We start from the raw sequence: 22,802 nt of genomic DNA on the forward strand, positions 1-22,802 counted from the left end.
GATTCCGTTCTCGGATTTTACTGCTTTCGATGGTGAAATTAAAATAAAAACAGACATGAGCAAAAATCGCTCACGTCCGTGTGTGGTAGATGAATTGGAGCTTACCCCAACATTTGACAAAGAACCAAAAAAAAGAGCTGCTGCCGAAGCAACAGCTCAAAAAACTTCTGTTTTTTATTTGCCGCCCACCATGGCCAGCATGGTACCGGCTGCAACAGCCGTACCGATAACCCCAGCCACGTTGGGGCCCATGGCGTGCATCAGCAGGAAGTTGCCAGGGTCAGCCTGCTGTCCCACAACCTGGGACACACGGGCAGCCATAGGCACTGCGGATACACCGGCGGAACCGATCAGCGGGTTGGTCTTGCCGCCATCGAACTTGCTCATCAGCTTGCCGAAGATGACACCGCCGGCAGTGCCGCCGATGAAGGCGACCAGGCCCAGGCAGATGATCTCGATGGTCTGGACCGTCAGGAAGCTTTCAGCCTTCATAGTCAGGCCGGTACCAGTGGCCAGCATGATGGTCACGCTGTTCATCAGGGCATTCTGTGCCGTATCAGACAAGCGGTCCATACAGCCGGATTCCGTGAACAGGTTCCCCAGCATCAGCATCCCGATCAAAGAGCAGACGGAAGGCAGCAGCAGGGAGATGAAAATGGTGGTGACAATAGGAAACACCACTTTTTCGAAGTGGGTCACCGTACGCAGCTGAGCCATTCTGATCTTCCGTTCTTCTTTCGTGGTGAAGAGCTTCATCACAGGGGGCTGGATCAGCGGCACCAGGGACATGTAAGAGTAGGCAGCTACGGCGATAGCCCCCAGCAGATGGGGAGCCATCTTGGAAGCCAGGTAAATGGAAGTCGGGCCGTCAGCACCGCCGATGATCCCGATGGCAGAAGCTTCCTTCACATTGAAGCCCAGCAGCATAGCACCCAGCAAGGCCACGAATACGCCGATCTGGGCAGCCGCGCCCAGCAGCAGGGTCTTGGGGTTGGCGAGCAGCGGACCAAAATCCGTCATGGCCCCTACGCCCATGAAAATCAGCGGAGGGAAGATTTCATATTTGATCCCGCCCAGGATCAGCTGCATTACGCCAGGATCGGTCTCGAAACCGGTCCGGGGCACATTGGCCAGAATGCACCCGAAGGCGATCGGGCTCAGCAGCAGGGGTTCAAAGCCCTTCACGATGGCCAGGTAGAGCAGGATGCACCCTACCAGCATCATGACGGCATTGCCCCCGGTAAAAGCCACAAACCCACTGTCTTGGATGACAGAGGTCAGGGCTACCACAAAAGCATCCATGTAACAAATCCTCCTTTATATTCGGAGACGCAATTAGAGAATGACCATTACGTCGCCGGTGGCTACGGTATCGCCAGCGTTTACGCGGACTTCAGAAACCGTACCATCTTCAGGAGCCATGATTTCGTTCTGCATCTTCATAGCTTCCAGGATCAGCAGGACATCGCCGGCTTCTACTTTATCGCCGGGTTTCACGTTGACGGACAGGATCTTCCCGGGCATGGGAGCTTCCACGGTGATGGCACCAGCAGGAGCAGCAGCCGGTTTAGCAGCGGCAGGAGCCGGAGCAGCAGCGGGAGCGGGAGCCGGAGCAGCGGCAGGAGCCGGAGCGGCCACGGGGGCAGCTACAGGAGCAGCCACAGGAGCAGCAGCAGCCGGAGCAGCAGGAGCAGCAGGAGCTGCCGTGACAGCGCCGCCGACTTCTTCAACTTCTACCGTGTAAACAGTGCCGTTAACGTTAACATTGAATTTTCTCATGAGAATACCCTCCTAAAATGTTTTTAAACTGTAAGATCTACTGGGTACAGGCTGTCCCTCAACAGTCTGTCAAAAGAAATGATGGGGCAGAGCCATGGGCTCCATCTTCTTTTTGTGTTCGGCGATCGCAGCGGTCAAAGCAGCCGCGATCATATCGTCCTCATCCTGGACCAATGCCAGGACCGCTGCCATTGCAGCCACTTTCTCCTCGTCCTGCCGTTTGCTGGCTGCAGCAGAAGCGGCCGGCTTAGCAACTACAGGCTTTTTTTTTCCTTGCACTTTCTTGGTGGGGTCGACGGCATGGATCAGCACCATCAGGATTCCCAGCACAATCAGCACGCCGAATACGATGGTCATATTGATCAACATAATCAGCCAAGGATTTTCTGTCATGAATGTTTCACCTCTCTTCCCTAAATGATGAATGGTTTATATCAAAATCACAGAGGAATATTGCCGTGTCTCTTCGTCGGCCGGTCTTCCTGCTTTGATTTTAACATACGCAGCGCTTTGATCAGGATGGGACGGGTGGTCTTGGGTTCGATGACCATTTCTACCATTCCATGCTTCGCCGCATAGTAGGGCGTAGCAAAATTGGTGATGTATTCCTGGGTCTTCTGCTCCACATCCGGATCCTTCCGGAAGATGATCTTGGCAGCTCCCTGGGGACCCATGACGGCGATTTCTGCAGTCGGCCAGGCGATGACATGGTCTGCCCCCAGATCCTGGGCACACATGGCCAGATAAGCCCCGCCGTAGGCTTTCCGGGTAACCAGGGTGATCTTGGGAACCGTAGCTTCACAATACGCGTAAAGCATCTTGGCCCCGTGGCGGATGATGCCGCCGTATTCCTGATCCGTCCCTGGCAGGAAACCAGGAACATCGACGATATTGATCAGAGGAATCTTGAACGCATCACAGAACCGGATGAACCGGGCTGCTTTGTCAGAAGCGTTGATATCCAGGCAGCCGGCCATGATCCGGGGCTGGTTGGCGATGATGCCCACGGTAGAGCCATCCATCCGGGCCAGGCAGGTGATGATGTTCCGAGCATACATCCGATGGGGTTCCACATATTCTCCGTTGTCCACGATGCTGCGGATCACTTTATACATATCGTAGGGCATCTGGGAGCCGTCAGGGATGATGGTATTCAGGCTTTCATCCATCCGGTAGGCGCTGTCTCCGGTATCGTAGACAGGCGGGTTCTCCCGGTTGTTGGAAGGCAGGAAACTCAGGAGATAACGGATCTGTTCCAAACAGTCTGCATCGTTTTCAGCCGGAAAGTCAGCCACGCCGCTGCGAGTGCAGTGGGTAAAAGTACCACCCAGATCTTCCTGGCCCACTTCTTCGCCGGTCACGGTCTTCACTACTTCCGGCCCGGTGATGAACATCTTGGAATTCTTCTTCACCATGAAGATGAAATCCGTCAGCGCCGGGCTGTATACCGCGCCGCCAGCGCAAGGCCCCATGATGGCCGAAATCTGAGGGATCACCCCGGAAGACAGGGTGTTCTGCTTGAACATCTTGCCGAAACCAGCCAGGGCATCCGTAGCTTCCTGGATCCGGGCACCGCCGGAATCTGCCATGCCCACGATGGGAGCCCCCGTCTTCAGGGCCATAGCTTGGACCTTGGCGATCTTATTGGCATGCATCTCTCCCAAGGATCCGCCCTCTACGGTGAAGTCCTGGGCAAAGACGAATACGGTCCGTCCGTTGACCGTGCCGTAGCCCGTCACTACCCCATCTCCTGCTAAATATTTCTTTTCCTGGCCGAAGTTGGAGCAGCGATGTTCTACAAATTTATCCAGTTCTACAAAACTTCCCTCATCTAAGAACGAGTTTATCCGTTCACGGGCTGTCATTTTACCCGCATCATGCTGTTTCCCGACTCTTTTTGCGCCGCCGCCTGCTTCGATCTTTTCATAGCGGTCGAACATATCTTGGATTTTTTCTTGTGTCGTCAAAAATACGCACCTCCTTCTGGGATAATACAACGAAACTAAAACACGGTAATTGTAACATAAATATCACCCTGTTACCACCGATTTATGGAAAATTTCGTCGAAAACTCCCTTTATTTCACTTCCATGGTACCGGTTTTCAGCATCCTTTCGTGGAAGGAGAAGGCTTCGGACAAGATATGGGGTGTCTGGCTATTGTGGCAGGCTGCACAGGCCCGTTCGAAATAATCCCGCAGGATAGGCTGATATCTGGGGCTGGCGATCTGATCGATGATGATTGGAGCCCGTTCTTTCGGGGAGAGCCCCCTCAGGTCGGCTACGCCCCGTTCGGAAACGATCACATCCACATCGTGCTCGTTGTTGTCGATATGGGAGCAGAAGGGCACGACGGAGCTGATCTGTCCGTTTTTCCGTTCCGATTCCGCAAAGAAGATGGACAGGTAGCCGTTCCGGGCAAAGTCGCCGCTGCCGCCGATTCCGTTCATCAAATTGGTCCCGTTGATATGGGAAGAGTTCACATTGCCATACAAATCCACTTCAATAGCGGTGTTCATGGCAATAACTCCGATTCTTCGAACCACTTCAGGGTTGTTGGAAATTTCCTGGGGACGCAGGATCAGATGGGATTTGTATTTGTCCAGGTTGCTGTAGAATCTCTTCTGGACTTCCGCAGACATGGTCAGGGAAGCACCGGAAGCGACCCGCAGTTTCCCAGCATCGATCAGGTCGAACATCCCGTCCTGGATCACTTCCGTATAAACCGTCAGATCTTCAAAATCAGAATGGACCAGCCCGTTGATCACCGCGTTAGCTACGGATCCCACCCCGGATTGCAGCGGCAGCAGGTTCTTGGGCAGCCGACCGGCTTTCACTTCGTTTTTCAGGAATTCTACCAGGTTGCCCCCCATAGCCCGGGCGTCATCGGTGATGGCCGCCAGTTTGCTGGGGGTATCGGGGATATCACAGGGAACGATGGCTGCCACTTTCTCCAGATCGCAGGGAATATAAGGGGTGCCGATCCGATCTTCCGGTTTCTCGATGGGAATGATCTTCCGGTAAGGAGGATCCAGAGGCACATAGCAGTCATGCATGCCTTCCAATCCCAGAGGCTGGGTCACGTTCACCTCGATGATGACTTTCTTGGCACTCTGCACATAACCGCAGCTGCCTCCCAGGCTGGTAGTGGGGATGATTCCGATCTTGCCTTTGCCCAGGTCTTTGATGGAGCAGGCTTCGATGATGGCCACATCCACATCCCGGTGTTCCGGCAGGAACCCGAACCGGGCCATCTGGTTGAAGGTGCTGATATGGGTATCCAGGTAGCGGATCTGTCCATTATTGATGGCAGTCCGACAGTTTTTATCCGTCTGATACGGCATCCGATTGCCTACGATACCGGCCTTGACCATGGCTGTATCGATTTCAGGTCCAGGAAGTACGGTCCAGACATTGACTTTAAAGGGATGTTCCTTGCCTCTTTCAGCCAGAGCCAGGGGTACCGCTTTCGGATAACCGGAAGGGGTAAATCCGCTCATGCCCAGGTTCATACCGTCTTGAATCATTTCTGCCGCTTTTTCAGCTGTGGTGATTTTGCTGAGTGCTGCAGCACAATGGACTCGATCCGTAATATCGATCATTTGCTCTTCCTCCTGTTTGCCCGAAGATCCGGGCTTCTCTTCTTGACTCTATCTGAATATTTAAAAATAGAATCTACGTCATAAATAATACCAATATTTCATCCAACATGCAAGAAAAAGGTCTTTCCTCCCCTATTTCTCTTTTCCCTTCCGCAAGAAGATGCAGCCTTCTTTTTTTCCAAATCCCCGCACCACATCTTCCGCAAAGGCTTTGCAGGTGGGAGCTCCACAGGCTCCGCAGTCCAATTGGGGGAATTTCTGTTCCAGGGCCTTTAGTTCTGCCATTTTTTCCAGGGCTGTCCCGAAATCGCTGGCCAAAGGGGGATGGGGCCGCGGCTCCAGCGGTTTGATATACCGCCAGGAAGCAGGGAAATCTTCAATGATCCGGCACCGCTGCATGGCGCTTGCCCGATTGCCTTCTTCCCGGCTCCGGCGCCGTTCCACCCGCACCCGGAGATTCTTGGCCGCCACATATTTGTTGACAGCTACACAGGGCCCTCCGATACAGCCGCCGGCACAACTGTAGCAGCAAGCATACCTCACATCGCTGAGCTTGGCCATACTGATCTGTTCCAACAGTTCATCCACTTCTTCCGGACCTTGAGCGGCAATGGCATCGGTAATACCGGTGGATTCCAGTTCTCCCTGCCAGCTCCCCCAGCTGAGGCTGTAGGAAGATCCCAGGATCGCCTCGGGGACTTCATAGCGGGTTTCCTGCACATGTTTGATGGCTTGGGTCAGCGGGCCATAGATAGAAGCAATGGTGAAGGAACCGGTCACAGCAGTATGAGCCACATCCACGGACTGGTGGATATTGGTCCCCTTGGCCGGACAGGGGGAAATGAACCAGATCCCCACTTGTCCAGGAGCCAGATTCAGCCGTTTCATGGTTTCCCGACGGGTGTAGATGGCCGCCGCTTCTGCTGGAGCCAGCACGGGAAGGACCTGCTTCACCAGTTCCGGATATTTGGTCTGGATCAGGCGGAGGACAGCAGGACAGGCGGAGGAAATCAGAGGGAACGGTCCTTTGTAATGGGCGATGTACCGCTCCATCTCATCACTGATATAATCTCCTGCCAGGGCAACATCGAAGACCGTATCGAACCCCAGCTCCCGCAGGCCTTCCCAGATCACGGAAGCAGCTACATTGCCGTCGAACTGGGCATAGAAAGACGGAGTGGCCAGGGCGATATTCACTTTGTACTTTTTCAGTTCACTCAAAGGATCGGCCCAGCCTTCCATGGCCCGGGTGGGACAGCAGCGGATACATTCCCCGCAGTCGATGCAGCGGTCGGAAAGGATGACAGCTTTGCCACTGCGTACCCGGATAGCCTGGACCAGGCAGTCCTTCACACAGATCAGACAGCCAGTACAGCGGCTGGCGTTGACTCTGACAGAATTGAGATAGGTTTCACGCAAAGGCTTTCACCTGATTCCTTGGACAACTGGATCCTTCAGGCAGGGAGATGGAAGACCAGGGTGACCCGGGTCCCTTTCCCCACCTGGGTAGCGATCTGCATTTCATCAGAAACTTTTTTCATGTTAGGCAGCCCCATGCCGGCTCCGAACCCCATGGCCCGGATTTTGGCAGAGGCTGTGGACCAGCCTTCCTGCATAGCCTTTTCCACGTCGGGGATCCCCGGCCCATGGTCTTCGATGCTCACCCGGATATCCCGGGGACCGATTTCTGCCTGGATCTGCCCCCCTCCTCCATGGATCAGGCAGTTCATCTCTCCCTCATAGGTCCCGATGGCGATCCGGCGGATCAGTTCTGGTGACAGTCCCAGCTTTTTCAGCAAATCTTTCAAAGAAGTAGAAGCAGCCCCGGCCCGTTCGAAATCATCAGGGATCACAGTATAGATCTCTTCCATGCCTTTTTACTTCCGATCTTTGCCAGAACAGCCCCGGAGTCCCAGATCATACAGCCGTCCGCAGGCTTCGAACATGGTGCAGCGGGTATACAGCACTGGGATCTCTTTATTCCGAGCAGCCAGGAGTACTTCCTGTTCCGGATGTTTGTCCCGGACGAAGATCAGGGCCGCTGCATCACTCACATCTGCCGTCCGTACCACCTGGATGTTCAGCAATCCTGTCAGCAATACGAAATCCTCCTTGGCATAGGCCAGTACATCACTCATCATGTCACTGCCGCAAGCCTGTTTCACCGTCCTGTCCAGCATTTCCTGTCCGGAAACCACCTGGGCTTCCAACACGTCTGCCACTTTCTTCAATGTTACCATTCCAACCCCTCCTTTAAGATCTTAAAACAAAGCTTCCATCTGCTTCCGTTCCCAAGCATCCCGGTAGGGATCCAGGACCTGCAGAGCCCGAGTAGCATAGGAGCTCAGGCTGCCTTCATAGTGGCGGGAGATCCCGCTGTCCGGATGCTGCTTCTTCAGCAGCGCAATGGCCATATATACATAACCGGCTTCCCGGGGATTGTTCATATTCCCCAGCTTGTGGAGCGCATCGTCCAAAAACCGGATGGCTTCTTTTTCTTTTCCTTCCCTCATAGACAGAAGCGCCAGGTAGGATTCTACGATAGGATGCCGCCAGTAGAACACATAGCGGGGGAACAATTCATAGGCCTGCATGAAGTACTGCTTGGCCCGCTCATACTGCTCCAGGTTGTAGCAGGCTACCCCTGCATTGCAGGAAAAGACCACCCAAGAGCTGTAGGCTTCCTGATCTCTGGCATAGTCCAGTGCTTTATCATAGTAATCCAGCGCCTCCCGGAACTTGCCTTCTCCCCGCCGGATCTCTCCCAGATAATTGTAAGCGCCGGCAATATTCAGGGCATAGCGCCGCTGCACATTCTGGGTCACCATGAAAGTAGAGATGGATTCCTTCAGCAGCCGTTCTGCCTCTGGGAAATTTCCCTGCATGATCATGTTCAGTCCCTTCAGCCGGAGCAGGATCCCCATTTCCTTATGGTAATTGCACTCATCGGCCAGGTTCAAGGCCACCTCCAGATAGTTCTTCATTTCCTCCGTATTGCCGATCTGGATATCATAGAAGATCATCTGTTTATAGCCCATGAGCATATAGTCCCGGTTATGGACTTCCGCAGCCTGTTCGATCAGGCTCAGGATGTTCCGGACGCCCTTTTCATATTCGCCCATCCGGATATAATGCCGCCCCATCAGATGGAGGTAATTCATCTCCAGATCCCGGACTTCCGGAGTCTCTCCGCAATTTCGTCTGATGGCATGCATCATCTCATCCACTTCTGCCAAAAACTGCCCCAGATTGGTCTCGATGAACCGGCTCTTATCATCATCGGGAGTGATATCCGCACTGCTAAGCACGGGGAACAGCTCGTTGCTGAAATTCAAATAATACATGAGGATCTTCAGCTTGTAACGTCCCATATTGACCAATTCCCCTGCCTCTTGGTAATGGTACTCCAAATGGTGATACAGGCGGATGTCCTGGGGGGAATGGGTCAGCCGCTTTTCCCAGAGCCCAGCGATATAGCTGTGGAGGATCTTCTGTTTTTCCAGAGAAATCTGCTGATGGATGTATTCCTTCAGCTTCTGTTGGACGATTTCATAGATGACTTCCGGCTGTTGAGGTACTGGCCGGATGAAATTGTTCTTCCGGAGCACTTCCAGGTTTTCCAGCGCCTGGAGACTGTTCATATGCATGTATTCCGAAATCATAGCCAGAGGTGCACCATCATAGAACAAAGAAATGAAATCCAAGATTTTCTGCTGATCGTCGGTAAGGGCAAAGCAGTTGGATTTAAAGATGTTCCGCATATTCTCGGTGAGATTGTCCAGGCTGCCGGTGGTTTTCAAGGCCACCAGGCATTCCCGGAGCAGGAACAGGTTCCCCTCTGATTCCTCCTGGAGCCGATCCACCAGAGGCCCATCTACCGGAACAGGCAGATCCACATGCTGGGCGAAGAGGCGGATGGTTTCCCGATCCAAGGGTTTCAGGTCCAACATCTGCAGTTTGTGATACATGGATACGGAGGTCTCGAACTTCTGGTAATTCTTATCCCGGGAAGGCTGAGCCGTTAAAAGGAACATGAAGCGCCGGGATTTCTGATGGAGGATCAGGCTGCTGAGCAGGGAAAGGCTCAGGGGATCCATCCACTGAAGATCTTCAAAGATGAAAAGGATCCGTTTGCTTTCGGCAGCCGTTTCCATCACCGTATACAAGGTATGGAAAATAGCATCGAATTTCAGCAGGTCCTTGATTTCCGCCAGGCCCGCTTCCCGGTCCCCGCTCATGTCCATCTGGGGGAACAATTCATATAGTTTGCCCGGGTCCATATTGGGGACTGGGATCTTCTCCCGGCGGATGAGGTTCCCCAAGCCTTCTACGATCCCTGTCCAAGGCCGCAGCAGGATATTCTGTTCCGGTTTAAAGCAGTTGGATTGGATCACGGCCACTTCCGAAGGCAGTTCATTGACCAGTGTATCTTTCAGGATGGTCTTGCCGCAGCCCGCCTCGCCTCGGATCAGCAATGCTTCACTGCTGCTGCCCTGGAGGAACCGGTCCAGCATCTGCCGGACCTGCTGCAATTCGCTTTCCCGGCCGGTGAATGCGCCTTGGGAACGCAGTTGCAGTCCCTGCTCTCTTTTCCCCTGGTGCAGGTTCTTTTTCATCAGTTCTTCGATTTCAGGAGGCACATTGCTTTGGAGTTCCTCCCGGAACAGTTTCTTCATCTCTTCATACAGTTCGGTGGCCTGTTTCATATTTCCCTGCTCACAGTACGTCCGGAGCAGCAGGGTGTAGATGGATTCATCATAGGGATCATGGGCGATCAGCATCCGTCCATACCAGGTCACTTTCCCCAGGTTCTTCACAGCCACTGCTTCTTTCAGCTTCTGCAGCAGAGCATCCATGTACATGCCTTCCAGACGGTCCCGTTCCGTCAGGTACCAGTTTTCGTATTCTGCTGCATCTTTGATGAAAAATCCCTGGAGGAAGGCCCCCTGGTACAGTTCCAGATTCCGTCCCGGATCCGCTTCGAACTCCTTCACATCCACTTGGACGGGTATGGCCGGATTGACCTTGATGATGGCCTTGCGGGGAGAAATGAAGACATCCGGTCCCAGGATCTTCTTGGTCTCATAGATGGCATTGCGCAGATTTTTCCGGGCAATGGCATCCGGCTTGTCTGCCCACAGCACGCCGCTCAGTTCATCCCGCAGTACGGTCCCTTTGACCAGGATATAATACACCAATGCATTGACCTTATTGTAGGGGAAAAAGATTTCCCTGCCATCTTTTTTGATTACAGGAGCGCCCAAAAAACGCGCTTGGATCAGACTTGTCATCGTTCACACCTCATCACTGAAAATTTCCGTTACTCGATCAACTCCTGTGCGGTCCCCTCAAAATTATCATAGCAATCAGTATTATTATAGTATAAAATCTTCTTAAAAAAAAGCCGGGCGTGCGATGCTGCACGCCCGCTGGACTGCATGGTCACCGGAATACCACTTTGCCCTTCTTGACAACGGTCTCCACGATATTGATGCCGGTATGATAAGGCAGGAATTTGTAGGAAGGATACTGCAGGATCACCAGGTCTGCCTGCTTCCCCGGTTCCAGGGAACCGATCCGGTCAGCCCGGTCCACCGCGGCAGCCCCATTCAGGGTCAAAGCCGTAATGGCCTCTTCGGCGGTCATTTTCATATAGATGACCGCCAGCCCGATCATCAGAGGAACGGAAAAAGTGAAACCGCTGCCAGGGTTGAAGTCGGTGGCCAAAGCTACGGCACAGCCGGAATCGATCATCTCCCGAGCCCGGGCAAAAGGTTCCTTCAGGCAGAAGGCGGTGGTGGGCAGCAGGGTGGAGACCACCCCGTTGTCTGCCATGGCCCGGATTCCCGCATCAGAAGCATGGAGCAGGTGATCGGCGCTGGTGGCATGGAGTTCTCCTGCCAATTCAGCCCCTCCCAGGCTGACGATTTCGTCGGCATGGATTTTCAGTTTGAAACCCATCTTCCGGGCTTCCGTCAGGAGATGACGGCTCTGTTCGATGGAAAATACCCCTTTTTCGCAGAACACGTCGCAGAATTCCGCCAGGTGTTTCTCTGCCACTTCCGGCATGACATCCTTCAGCAGGAACTCGATGAAAGCATCGCCCCGTCCCTTGAATTCCGGAGGTACCGCATGAGCCCCCAGGAAAGTGGACACAAGCTCGATGGGCTGCTTTTCATTCAGGTCCTGGACCACTTCCATCTGCTTGATTTCCGTATCGTGATCCTGGCCATAGCCGCTTTTGGCCTCCACGGTGGTGACCCCCATGGCCAGCATTTTCTTCAGGAAGTCCATGCTGTGATCCACCAGCTCTTCCCGGCTTGCTTCCCGGGTAGCCTTCATGGTGTTCAGGATGCCCCCGCCCCGTTCCATGATCTCCATATAGCTCATGCCGCCCATCCGCCAGAGGAATTCATCAGGCCGGTAGCCTCCGAACACCAGATGGGTGTGGGAATCTACGAATCCCGGAAGCACCGCTTTGCCGGTGGCATCAATCTGTTTATCCGCAGGAACCAGTTTTTCCCAATCCGGCTGATTCCCGATGCTGCGGATCATGCCATTTTCGATCAGGATGGACTGGTTCTCATAGATTTTCAGTTGTTTCATTTCCCTGCCGTGCCGAGCCGTATTCCCTTCCGGGGTCACGATCTGGGCCGCATTCTTGATGAGTAGTCTGTCAACCATTGCTTTGCCTCCTTTATGGGCCACAAAAGGGTTGCTGCACAGGATCTGTGCAGCAGCCCTTTCTTTCTGTATGATTCCTCTCGATCAGTCTTTGATCACATGAGCCTTCGGATATACCTTGGCCACCGCGTCCTTGATCTGTTTTTCATCCGTCAGGTACGGCAGGGTGATCTGCCCGATGCCATGACGGGTCTTGTTGAATTCTACAGCCGTTTCCATAGCATGTTCATTCCGGGCCCAGGACCGGCGGGCCACACCGCTGATCACATCCCAGCTCAGGGAGCTGCGGATGATTTCATCCACCCGATGGCTGCCATCCAGGACCAGCCCGAACCCGCCATTGATGGCCTTGCCGATGCCCACGCCACCGCCGTTGTGGAGAGCGCACAGACTCATGCCTCTGGCTGCGTTGCCGGCGAAGCACTGGACAGCCATATCAGCCATCACATTGGAACCATCTTTGATGTTGGAAGTTTCCCGGAACGGAGAATCCGTGCCAGATACATCGTGGTGGTCACGGCCCATCATCACAGGCCCGATTTCACCGTTACGGACCAATTCGTTGAACTTCAGGGCGATATTCACACGGCCCACCTCATCCTGATACAGGATACGAGCCTGGGTACCTACCACCAGCTTGTTCTTTTCCGCATCCCGGATCCAGTTGTAGTTATCCCGATCCTGGTACCGGCGGTTCACGTCGATGCAGCTCATAGCGGCCATATCGGTCTTATGCAGATCTTCCGGCTTGCCGGACAGGCAGACCCAGCGGAACGGTCCATAACCGTAGTCGAACAGCTGCGGTCCCATGATGTCTTCTACGTAGGAAGGCCAGATGAAACCGTCTTTGTCGTCCACACCGTTCTTGGAGATTTCTTTGACGCCGGAATCGAACACAGCCTTCATGAAAGAGTTGCCATAGTCGAAGAAGTACACGCCCCGGGCGGTGATCTTCTTCAGTGCGGCAAAGTGCGCATGGAGGGTCTTGTCCACCAGCTCCCGGAATTTGGCCGGGTCTTCTGCCAGCATCTTGGTCCGTTCTTCGAAGGTCAGGCCTTGCGGGCAGTACCCGCCGTTGTAAGCGTTGTGGCAGGAAGTCTGGTCGGAAACCAGATCCACATGGATGTTGTGGTCCACGATGTATTCCAGTAAATCTACGATATTGCCGTGGTAAGCAAAGGATTTGCCCTTCTTTTCCGCCATGGATTTCTGGGCCATAGCAATGACTTCCGGCAGGGAATCGGATACGCCGGAGATCCAGCCCTGATCCAGACGAGTCTTGATCCGGGAAGCATCTACTTCTGCCACGATTGCCGTACAGTTGGCGATTTCCGCGGCTTTGCCCTGGGCACCGCTCATGCCGCCCAGACCGGAGGTGACGAACAGCTTGCCGCCCAGGTCCCCATCTTCCGGGATCCCCAGTTTCATACGGCCGGCGTTCAGGATGGTGTTGAAGGTCCCATGGACGATTCCTTGCGGTCCGATGTACATCCAGCCGCCTGCCGTCATCTGACCATAGTTGGCTACGCCCATTTCTTCGGCGATTTCCCAATCATGGAGGTTGTCATATTCCCCGATCATCAAACCGTTGGTGATGATGACCCGGGGCGCTTCCGGTTTAGAATGGAACAGGCCCAGAGGATGGCCGGATTCCATGACCAGGGTCTGGTCCGGTGTGATTTCTTCCAGGTACCGTTTGATCAGCAGATACTGCATCCAGTCATGGCAGACACTGCCGGTTTCCCCGTAGGTCACCAGTTCATAGGGATACAGTGCCACTTCAAAGTCCAGGTTGTTGTCGATCATCACCTGGAAGGCTTTGCCTTCGGTGCATTTGCCTTTGTATTCATCAATGGGCTTCCCGTAGATCCGGCCTTCCGGACGGAACCGGTAGCCATAGATCCGGCCCCGTGTGGTCAGTTCTTCTAAGAATTCGGGGATCAGTTCTTCATGATATTCTTCCGGGATATAACGCAGAGCGTTTTTCAGCGCGATTTCAGTCTGTGCCGGAGTCAGGCGGAAGCCACGGTCCGGAGCCCGACGGATGCCTTCTTGGAAAGGTTTCGGTTTGGGCAGTCCGTTGGGGAACTCCAATTTGATGGTCATGGCTTTTCCGATTTCTTCATTTTTCATCATGGTATACCACTCCTTTGCATAATGCCTTCGTGCAGGACTTCGATTTTCTTGACTTCATGCTTCTATTGTAAAAGACTTTCATCTAAAAAACGTCTAATCAAGCCATCTTTTGAAAAATTTTTCAGTTTTTTCAGCTGTCGTTTCTGGACGTTTTCAGCAAATACCGTCAAAAGAAAATCAGCAGGGGGGGCTGTACCTTTTCGTACAGCCCCCCCCAAGGGATGGATATGTGTGGCCGATCAGAAGAATTTCAGGTCGACTTTGTCTTCTACGGCTTCCAGGATTCCGCCTGCCTGGACCAGATCCGTGATTTTTTCCAGTTCCTTGAACATCTCGATGTCCTTATCGTAGGCAATGAAATCATTGGATTTCCGGACGGCATCATAAGCAGCCTGGGTACCAGTCCCCAGTTTGAATCCTTCTCCTTCCCGCAGGTCGATAGCTTGGCAGGCGGCCAAGATTTCCGTAGCCACCACCCGGCGGGCGTTGAAGGCGATTTCCCCAGCTTTCCGAGCAGCATGGGCGCCCATGCTGACCAGGTCTTCCTGGTTTTCGCAGGAGGGGATGGAATCTACGGAAGCCGGATGGGCCAGGACCTTGTTTTCGCTGACCAGGGCAGCCGCCGCATACTGGGTGATCATGAAGCCGGAGTTCAGGCCGGAATGTTTCACCAGGAAGGACGGGAATCCGCTGAGGGAATTGTTGATCAGCCGTTCCAGGCGCCGTTCGGACACATTGGCGATTTCAGAGATCCCGATGCCCAGGAAGTCGAAAGGCAGAGCCATGGGTTCGCCATGGAAGTTCCCGCCGGAAATCACGTCCCCATCCGGCAGGACGATGGGGTTATCAGTAGCGGCATTGATTTCAATGTCCACTTTCTCTTTCACAAAGCCTAAGGCATCCTTGCTGGCCCCGTGGATCTGGGGCACGCAGCGCAGGCAGTAGGCATCCTGTACTTTCAGCTGGCCCTGATGGGTCACATAGGTACTGCCGGACAGCAGGTTCCGCATATTGTAGGCGGTATCCAGCTGGCCTCTGTGGGGACGGATCACATGGAGCCGTTCATCAAAGGCATCGATGATGCCCCGCTGGGCTTCGATAGAGAGTGCAGCAGCGATATCGCTTTGTTTCAGCAGGGACATGCCTTCCCACAGGGCGAACACGCCCATGGCGGTGAGGATCGGGGTACCGTTGATGAGGGCCAGGCCTTCCTTGGCTTCCAAGTGGATGATGGGGATCCCGGCCTTTTCCATGGCTTCCTTGCCGGGCATCACTGTGCCCTGATATTCAGCATCTCCCAAGCCCAGCATGGGCAGGACCATATGGGCCAGAGGGGCCAGGTCACCGGAAGCCCCCAGAGACCCTTTTTCCGGAATGTAAGGATGGACCCCTTTATTGATCATATCCACCAGGGTCTGCAGGGTGGACAAGCGGATACCGGAATACCCTTTCACCAGGGCATTGGCCCGGATGGTCATAGCGGCCCGGGTCACTTCCCGGCTGAGAGGTTTCCCATACCCGCAGGAATGGGTACGGATCAGGTTTTCCTGGAGCTGGGCACAATCTTCTTTGGAAATATGGACCCGGCACAGAGAGCCGAACCCTGTGGTGACCCCGTAGACCACCCGGTCACTGTTGACGATATCATCGATGAGGGCCCGGGAAGCTTTGATACGGGCCACTGCATCCGGATCAAAAGACAGTTTGGCATCATACCGGCTGACAGCGATCAGCTGTTCCAGAGACAGATCATTTCCGGTCAGGACGACTTCTTTGATGGCTTTTACATCTTTCAACATTTCAGTATCCTCCTTACAAATCAGTTCCATAGAAAGGGGCTGTCTGGCAGCCCCTGTTTATTTATCCAATTAGCCCAGGATCATGGCGCCGATTACACCGCCGATGAACAGGGTCACATCGAAGAAGATGAAAGTAGGTACACAGGTATCCCAAATATGGTTGTGCTGTCCGTCCGCGTTCAGCCCTGAAGTCGGTCCCAGGGTGGAATCGGAAGCCGGAGATCCTGCATCGCCCAAAGCCGCAGCGATCCCGATCAGCAGGATGATAGAAGGGATGCTGAAGCCCAGTTTCAGGCCCATGGGGATATAGATGGAAGCCACGACCGGGATGGTCCCGAAGGAAGTCCCGATACCCATGGTGATCAAGAGACCCACAGCCAGCATCAGGATAGCCCCGCTGAGTTTGGTGTTAATGACAGCCGTCGTAGCCATGACCAGAGCTTCCACTGAATGAGTTTCCCGGAGTACGTTGGCATAGCCGGCAGCCACCAGCATGACGAAGGCGATGAAGCCCATCATCTGGACCCCGCCGCTGACCATATCATCCATCTTGTTCCATTTGATGGAACCGGTGACCAGCATCACCAGAAGGCCGCACATAGCACCGATAGGCAGGGATTTGAAATACAGCTGTGCCACGAAGGCAGCCACCGCACCGGCCAGCGCCTTCCAGCAGTCTGCATTCATTTCGGTTTCTCCGGCTTTTTCATCCTGACCCATAATAGGCAGGTCCTTGTATTCCCGATCCCGGCTGTAGAAAATAGTAGAAAGGATCAGGCCCACCAGCATGGACGCACCGCCGATCCACATAACGGAGGAAACATCACTGATGGTGACCTGGACATTGTTGGCTACCATCTGGTCCTTGATGATGGTCATGAACAGCAGACCGAACCCGACTGGCAGCGAAACATAGGGAGCCTTCAGGCCGAAAGTCAGTGCGCAGGCAACCGCTCTCCGGTCCAGCTTCATATGGTTCATCACCACCAGCAGTGGGGGAATCAAAATAGGGATGAAGGCAATATGCACAGGAATCAGGTTCTGGGAGAAACAGGAGACAAAAGCGATAAGGAATACGAAGGCGGCTTTTTTGTTTCCCACGATTTTGGTGATTTTCCGTGCAGCGATGTCTGCCAGCCCGGACCGCCCGATGGCAACGGCCAACGTTCCCAGCAGGATGTAGCTCAGAGCGGTTTCTGAGTTCCCGCCCATACCGCCGATCAGGATACTGACCGTTTTGTCAATGGCCAGTCCGCCTGTGGCTCCGGCTACAATAGCTGCTATCAGGATGGCAAAGAGCACATTCATCTTGAGCAGACAGAGCACGGACATGACGATGACGGAAACGACGATGGGGTTGGTTAAGATTTCCATACATTGATCACTCCTTTTCTTATTCACTTTTCCGTTTGCGGGGATTCCTGCGCAATCCCCGACTTTTTACAGGTCTATTGTACTGTTAAAAGGTCAAAAGAAAGTCAAAAGTTTCGGTTTTATAATATGATTTTGAATTTTCTTTTTATTTGCAGAAGGGTTCTTTTTTGTCGTTTTTTACTCCGCTATTGTGCTAAAGCGAAAGACGTTTTTTGGACACACAAAAAGAGAGTGCTGCACGTTCGGCGCAGCACTCCTTCGAGACAGGCAGAGGCCCTCCTAGGATCCATTCTATTTTATGGGATACTGAAATGGATCTAAAGGATTTCATTGCGCAGGAATGACCATCTGGAGTGATCGTTTTATCACGCTATCGCTATATTGTGATAAAGTAAAATTGTCATAAAATCCTTTAGATGTTGTCATTGTATCCTCCACCCGTCCATAAAGAGTCAATTTTGGTGGTTTTGGCAAAAAAAATCATGGAAGATCTTTTTCTTTGATCCATTGCCCCAGTCTTTCATAATCCGCCCAAGTATCCAGATCTTGATGTTCTTTTTCCCGGTCGATGGCCACCTGCCTGGTGTTTTCCGCGGTCATCAACTTTTTCCCGCCTTCCTCTCCTGTCAATTGCTGCAAGGCAGGGGCATAATGGGCCGGGATACAGACAGGCATCCCTTTCTGTCCTCTGTAAACAGGTTGGATGATACAGGCAGGATGGACCTCCTGAGCTTCCAGGAGCTGCTGGCAGCTGGCTGCAGAGACCAAGGGCTGGTCAGCCGTCAGGAAAAAATAACCGTCCACCTCCCCGGCCGCATCCACTCCAGCCCGGATGGAAGAAGCCTTGCCTTCCGCCGCATCCCTATTGGAGACTGGCTGGATCCCTTTGGCGGCACAATAGAGGGCTATATCTGTATCATTGGTCACGATGACCCGTTTGGCCAAAGGTAGCTTTTCCAGCAGATCTGCCGCATATTGATACAGTTCCCGGTCTCCCAGCAGGAGATGATATTTGTTTTTTCCCAGTCGCCTGGAAAATCCTGCAGCCAGGATGATTCCTGCAATCTTCATGTTTCCCTCCCCTTCAAAACAACAGGATCCCTTCTAGAGGATAATACGCAAAAATCATCTGTCCTGCCCGGATGTCGGGTACTCTCTGAGATGATTTTTCCCATTCCCAGGTCACCGTGAGACTCTGAGGAATCAACTGATAGATATCATAGACTTTCTGCTGGTCTGCCATCCGATAGCAGAAACGCAATGACAGCCGCAGCGTCTTTTCCCGGGCTGCGTAAGTGAATTTTCCAGCATCCAGCACCAAGACTTCTTTCCCTGCCGCCGTTTCTTCCGGCAGCTGGGCAAAGAGTTCCGGGGTCTCTTCCTTCCGGAAGCAGTTCTTATACCCTGCCAGCTGGGCCGAGACCAGTGTCCGAGGATGCTCTAGCACCTGTTCTTTTTCACCGAAATCTACAATCCGGCCCTGATCCAAGACCAGGATCCGGCTGCAGATCCGCAGCGCCTCTTCCATACTGTGGGTGACCAGTACCACGGTCTTCCGCACGGTGTCCAGGACGCTGACCAAATCGTTTTCCATCTGCCATTTCAGGTTCGTATCCAGCGCAGAAAAAGGTTCATCCAGCAGCAGGACCTGAGGATCCACGCAGAGCATCCGTGCCAAGGCTGCCCGCTGTTTCTCGCCCCCGGAAAGGGTCTCCGGATAAGCATCCATCAAAGGTTCCAGACGGAACCGCCGCAGAAGCTTTCCTGCTTTTTCTTTCTTATCCCTCCGATTCCCATCCATGACGACAGTAAGATTTTCCCATAGGGTCAAATGGGGGAACAGGGCATAATCTTGAAAAAGGTAACCCACTTTTCTCTTTTGACAAGCCAGATTGATTTTTCCGTGGGCAAAACAGATCCTGTCATTGATGGCAATGGTTCCCCAGTCCGGTTTTTCGATGCCTGCAATCATTTTCAGGAGCATGGATTTCCCACTTCCGGAAGCTCCTACCACTGCCAGATTCTCATTGCCGATGGAAAAATCGGCCTGCAGGGTGAAATGGTGCAGCTTCTTTTCCACATTGACCGCCAGACTCATATCACTTTCCCCTTTGTGTCAGTATATGCAGACAGATGATGGAGAGCAGATTCAGTGCCATTACGGCTCCCACCCAAGCAAAAGCCTGCTCTTTCCGTCCTGCCTGTACGGCAGAATAAATGGCGGTGGAAATGGTCTGGGTCTTGCCAGGGATATTCCCGGAAATCATCATGGTCGCTCCGAATTCTCCCAGGGAACGGGTAAAAGTCAGGATGACCCCTGAAATCAGGCCCTGTCGGGAAAGAGGAAGGAGGATCTTCCAGAAGATCTTGCTTTCCGACATCCCTAAGGTCCGGGCAACCTGCAGGTATTCTTCGTTGACCTGGAGAAAGGTCCCATAAGTCGTCCGGTACATCAGGGGAAAACTAACCACAATGGCCGCGATCACATTGGCCCACCAGGTAAAGACGATATGGAAATGGAAGCATTCATAAATTCCCTGGAATGGTCCGTAGTTCCCCAGAAGGACCAGCAGCAGGAAACCCACAACGGTGGGCGGAAGCACCAAAGGGAGCGTGAATACCGCATCGAAGAAGCCGCTGCCCCGACGGAGTATCCTGACCCCATAGGCGGCCAGGATACCCAGGAAAAAGGTGACGACGGTCGCTACCAGTGCTACCTGCAAGGAAAGGCTCATTGGAGATCCGCTCATTGCACGTTCACCACAAAGCCATATTTTTCATAGACTTTCTGAGCCTCCGGAGATTTCAAGTACTGATAAAAATCCCTGACGGCTGGTTTTTCTCCACTTTTTTTCAAGATTGCCAAGGGATAAAAGATGCCCTGATTGATTCCCCCAGGCGCCACAGCCACGATCCGTACCCGGTCTTTTTCAATGGCTGCATCGGTGCGGTAGACCGGAGCACACGGGACATTCCCGGAAGCGACCCATTCCAGGCTCTGCCGAACATCCTGGGACAGGACCATTTTCTGCTTTACCTGATCCCAGATCCCCATGTTCTGGAACAGTTTTTCACTGTACTGTCCCACGGGCACCGAAGCAGGGTCAGCAATAGCGATTTTCGTCACATTGTCTCCTGCTGCATCCTGGAAACTGCTGAGTGCCAAAGAAGACGCTTTCGGAACGATCAGCACCAGCTCGTTCTTCAACAGTTCCACCCGGCTGGATCCGTCAACCAGCTGCTTTTTTTCTAAGGTATCCATTTGTTTATCAGAAGCAGAAATGAATAGATCCGCCGGAGACCCTTCCATGATTTGATTCATCAATGTGCCTGACCCGGCATAATTCGTCCGGATGGCCACCTCCGGATGCTTTTTTTCATACTCCCCTTTGATTTCATTTACGGCATCCGCCATGGAAGCGGCTGCAGAAATATAGATTTCTTCCTGGGCTGCTTTCGGCTGGGGCGCACTGTTTCCGCAGCCAAAGATCAAAAAGACTGCCAAGGAACCCAACAGTCCAGCAAGGGCTTTCTTCATGTTTTTCCTCCTTTCTAACGCAGTGCGTCCATATGGGCACAGTCGTTCTTGGCTCGAGTCAGCATTTGCAGGCCATGATCCAGGGGCTGGAGGATAAAGGAAAGATTCTCTACGGCCGCTTTGGGGCTCCCCGGCAGATTGATGATCAGACAGTGTTTCCGGATCCCGGAAATTCCCCGGGAAAGGATTCCGTTGGGAGTTACTTCGAAACTTTTCCGTCGCATCAATTCAGGAAAACCCGGAACTGTTTTCTCAATGATCTCCCCTGTGGCTTCCGGAGTCACATCTCTTTCATTCAATCCCGTTCCTCCCAGGGTCAAAAGTAGATCAACCTTCCCTCCATCAGCGATTTGCCGCATTTTTTCCGCCAACAGCTCCCGTTCATCAGGAAGGATTGCCTGTTCTGTGATCTGATACCCTTCATGGGTGAGCAGTCCAGCCACTGCTGGTCCAGTCAGATCTTTTTTCCCCTGGAGAGCGCTGCTGTCGCTGACCGTGATCAAACAGACTCTGTACATATGGCATCCCCCGTTCTGACCACACCGCCCTGGATCACTTTGGCAAATATGCCTTTTTGGGGCATGATGCATTTTCCCACCCGCTGCCGGATGGCACAGGACTGGTGGCATTCTTTCCCGATCTGGGTGATTTCCAGGCAGCAGGTTCCACTGTATAGCCGATCCCCCACTTGCATCTTTTCCAGGGGAAGTCCCTGGACCAGGAGATTTTCTCCAAAGGCGCCAAATTCCAGTTGGCAGCCGCTGTCCTGCTGGAATTGCTGAAAGCTTTCCAGAGACAGCAGGCTGACCTGCCGATGCCAATGCCCAGCATGGGCATCGCCGACGATTCCCCAGTCTGTGCGGATTTCTGCTTCTGCCACTGGCAGCTTCACCGTTCCTTTATTTTCACTGAGATTGATAGAAATAATGGTTCCCATTTATCCTCCGATCTGGTACATCTTTCGGCCCGGGCAAGGTCGGGAGGCAAAATGATTCCTCTCCGGTTTCTGCCAGACAGCCTCTCTCATCTGCTGCAAGAACGCTTCCCGGGACAGATCACCTTGGAGGAACGCTTCCACATCCAGTGCAGCCTCCTGTTCCAGGCAAAGGAAGATTTTCCCCGCCGCATCCATCCGGATCCTATTGCACTGGCTGCAAAAGGGATGGCCCACTGCATCGATGAATCCGATCCGTCCTGGGGTCCTGGGAAGCTCCAGATACCGAGCCGGGCCATTTCCTCTGGACAGGCTCCATTTCCAGTCCGGATACAGCCGATCCACTTCCTGGAGGACCCGTTCCCGGGGAATGCCCTGGTAACGGTTCCCTTCTCCCAGCGGCATCAGCTCGATGAACCGGACAGCCAAGGGATATTGTGCCGCCAGCTGTAAAAAAGCAGGGATTTCCCGGTCATTGTATCCTTTCACCAGGACCACATTCAGTTTAAAGGCCTGATAGCCCTGCGCGATCCCATGCTGCAAACCTTCCCAGACGGGAGCCAGATCCCCGCCCCGGGTCATCTTTTGGTAGGTTCCATCCTGGAGAGAATCCAGGGAAACATTGATGCTGTCCAAATGGGAAAGGATCGGCCAATACCGCTCCAGATACTGTCCATTGGTAGTCAGTGTCACAGAAGAAAACCATTCCCTGTCCAACAGTCTTTCCAGAAAGGATCCGATTCCCGGCCGCAGCAGCGGTTCACCACCAGTGATCTTCAATTTTCGGATACCCAGTTCCCGAAAACAGGACAACACCCGGAAGATTTCCTCATCTGTCAGGGGTTCCTGCTGGAGCGGACTGCATCCTGGCAACCTGCAGTAGAGGCAGCCAAGATTACAGGAAGCCGTGACTGAAAGCCGCAGATAGTCGATGGTCCTTCCCCATTGATCTTCCAT

At 53.4% G+C, this 22,802-nt stretch carries 20 protein-coding genes; all 20 read right to left on the reverse strand.

Translation table 11 applies throughout. The features are described from left to right. Positions 1-174: 174 nt before the first annotated feature. The 20 genes from gcdB to ACTUHY_RS09245 all read right to left on the reverse strand — a co-directional run bounded on the left by gcdB (position 175) and on the right by ACTUHY_RS09245 (position 22,802). Positions 175-1,302, reverse strand: coding sequence for a sodium ion-translocating glutaconyl-CoA decarboxylase subunit beta (gcdB, locus tag ACTUHY_RS09150; RefSeq protein WP_442827492.1), 1,128 nt, complete (start codon positions 1,300-1,302; stop codon positions 175-177). Positions 1,303-1,335: 33 nt separating this feature from the next. Further along, complete coding sequence (gene gcdC, locus ACTUHY_RS09155) at positions 1,336-1,779, reverse strand: sodium ion-translocating glutaconyl-CoA decarboxylase subunit gamma (RefSeq protein ID WP_442827493.1); 444 nt, start codon at positions 1,777-1,779, stop codon at positions 1,336-1,338. A 69-nt stretch (positions 1,780-1,848) separates the two neighbouring features. Further along, entirely contained in the window at positions 1,849-2,172 is a 324-nt protein-coding gene (gene gcdD, locus ACTUHY_RS09160) for a sodium ion-translocating glutaconyl-CoA decarboxylase subunit delta (RefSeq protein ID WP_278673720.1), read from the reverse strand. Between the two features lie 47 nt (positions 2,173-2,219). Then, on the reverse strand, positions 2,220-3,719 hold the full coding sequence (gene mmdA, locus ACTUHY_RS09165) for a methylmalonyl-CoA decarboxylase subunit alpha (RefSeq protein WP_347567759.1): 1,500 nt from the start codon (positions 3,717-3,719) through the stop codon (positions 2,220-2,222). Positions 3,720-3,856: 137 nt separating this feature from the next. Further along, positions 3,857-5,380, reverse strand: a complete 1,524-nt coding sequence (locus ACTUHY_RS09170) for a succinate CoA transferase (RefSeq protein WP_442827494.1) — start codon at positions 5,378-5,380, stop codon at positions 3,857-3,859. A 132-nt stretch (positions 5,381-5,512) separates the two neighbouring features. Continuing rightward, positions 5,513-6,799: a [Fe-Fe] hydrogenase large subunit C-terminal domain-containing protein gene (locus ACTUHY_RS09175; RefSeq protein ID WP_442827495.1), complete on the reverse strand. Its 1,287-nt coding sequence runs from the start codon at positions 6,797-6,799 to the stop codon at positions 5,513-5,515. Positions 6,800-6,834: 35 nt separating this feature from the next. Continuing rightward, positions 6,835-7,251 (reverse strand): ATP-binding protein, encoded by a 417-nt coding sequence (locus ACTUHY_RS09180; RefSeq protein WP_442827496.1) that lies wholly within the window; start codon positions 7,249-7,251, stop codon positions 6,835-6,837. A gap of 6 nt (positions 7,252-7,257) precedes the next feature. Further along, the gene (locus ACTUHY_RS09185; RefSeq protein ID WP_442827497.1) at positions 7,258-7,620 is read right to left on the reverse strand and encodes a DRTGG domain-containing protein; all 363 of its coding nucleotides are present in this window, start codon (positions 7,618-7,620) and stop codon (positions 7,258-7,260) included. Positions 7,621-7,641: 21 nt separating this feature from the next. Beyond that, positions 7,642-10,671, reverse strand: a complete 3,030-nt coding sequence (locus ACTUHY_RS09190) for an ATP-binding protein (RefSeq protein ID WP_442827498.1) — start codon at positions 10,669-10,671, stop codon at positions 7,642-7,644. Between the two features lie 151 nt (positions 10,672-10,822). After that, positions 10,823-12,064, reverse strand: coding sequence for an imidazolonepropionase (gene hutI / locus ACTUHY_RS09195; RefSeq protein ID WP_442827499.1), 1,242 nt, complete (start codon positions 12,062-12,064; stop codon positions 10,823-10,825). Between the two features lie 84 nt (positions 12,065-12,148). Then, positions 12,149-14,197 (reverse strand): urocanate hydratase, encoded by a 2,049-nt coding sequence (locus ACTUHY_RS09200; protein ID WP_442827521.1) that lies wholly within the window; start codon positions 14,195-14,197, stop codon positions 12,149-12,151. Between the two features lie 242 nt (positions 14,198-14,439). Then, the gene (gene hutH, locus ACTUHY_RS09205) at positions 14,440-15,999 is read right to left on the reverse strand and encodes a histidine ammonia-lyase (protein ID WP_442827500.1); all 1,560 of its coding nucleotides are present in this window, start codon (positions 15,997-15,999) and stop codon (positions 14,440-14,442) included. A 69-nt stretch (positions 16,000-16,068) separates the two neighbouring features. Beyond that, positions 16,069-17,373 (reverse strand): Na+/H+ antiporter family protein, encoded by a 1,305-nt coding sequence (locus tag ACTUHY_RS09210; RefSeq protein ID WP_442827501.1) that lies wholly within the window; start codon positions 17,371-17,373, stop codon positions 16,069-16,071. Positions 17,374-17,853: 480 nt separating this feature from the next. Beyond that, complete coding sequence (locus ACTUHY_RS09215; RefSeq protein ID WP_442827502.1) at positions 17,854-18,444, reverse strand: nucleotidyltransferase family protein; 591 nt, start codon at positions 18,442-18,444, stop codon at positions 17,854-17,856. A gap of 13 nt (positions 18,445-18,457) precedes the next feature. Then, complete coding sequence (locus ACTUHY_RS09220) at positions 18,458-19,471, reverse strand: sulfate/molybdate ABC transporter ATP-binding protein (RefSeq protein WP_442827503.1); 1,014 nt, start codon at positions 19,469-19,471, stop codon at positions 18,458-18,460. A 1-nt stretch (position 19,472) separates the two neighbouring features. After that, positions 19,473-20,123 (reverse strand): molybdate ABC transporter permease subunit, encoded by a 651-nt coding sequence (modB, locus tag ACTUHY_RS09225; RefSeq protein WP_442827504.1) that lies wholly within the window; start codon positions 20,121-20,123, stop codon positions 19,473-19,475. Beyond that, complete coding sequence (gene modA / locus ACTUHY_RS09230; protein WP_442827505.1) at positions 20,120-20,911, reverse strand: molybdate ABC transporter substrate-binding protein; 792 nt, start codon at positions 20,909-20,911, stop codon at positions 20,120-20,122. The genes modB and modA overlap by 4 nt, the downstream gene beginning before the upstream one ends. A gap of 14 nt (positions 20,912-20,925) precedes the next feature. Next, on the reverse strand, positions 20,926-21,429 hold the full coding sequence (locus ACTUHY_RS09235; protein WP_442827506.1) for a MogA/MoaB family molybdenum cofactor biosynthesis protein: 504 nt from the start codon (positions 21,427-21,429) through the stop codon (positions 20,926-20,928). After that, positions 21,411-21,848, reverse strand: a complete 438-nt coding sequence (locus ACTUHY_RS09240) for an MOSC domain-containing protein (RefSeq protein WP_442827507.1) — start codon at positions 21,846-21,848, stop codon at positions 21,411-21,413. The genes ACTUHY_RS09235 and ACTUHY_RS09240 overlap by 19 nt, the downstream gene beginning before the upstream one ends. Next, positions 21,849-22,802 carry a GTP 3',8-cyclase MoaA gene (locus ACTUHY_RS09245; protein ID WP_442827508.1) on the reverse strand — a complete coding sequence of 318 codons (954 nt, stop codon included), beginning with the start codon at positions 22,800-22,802 and terminating at the stop codon, positions 21,849-21,851.

This window comes from Acidaminococcus nyctereutis (genome assembly GCF_052216985.1).
GTDB lineage: Bacteria > Bacillota > Negativicutes > Acidaminococcales > Acidaminococcaceae > Acidaminococcus > Acidaminococcus fermentans_A.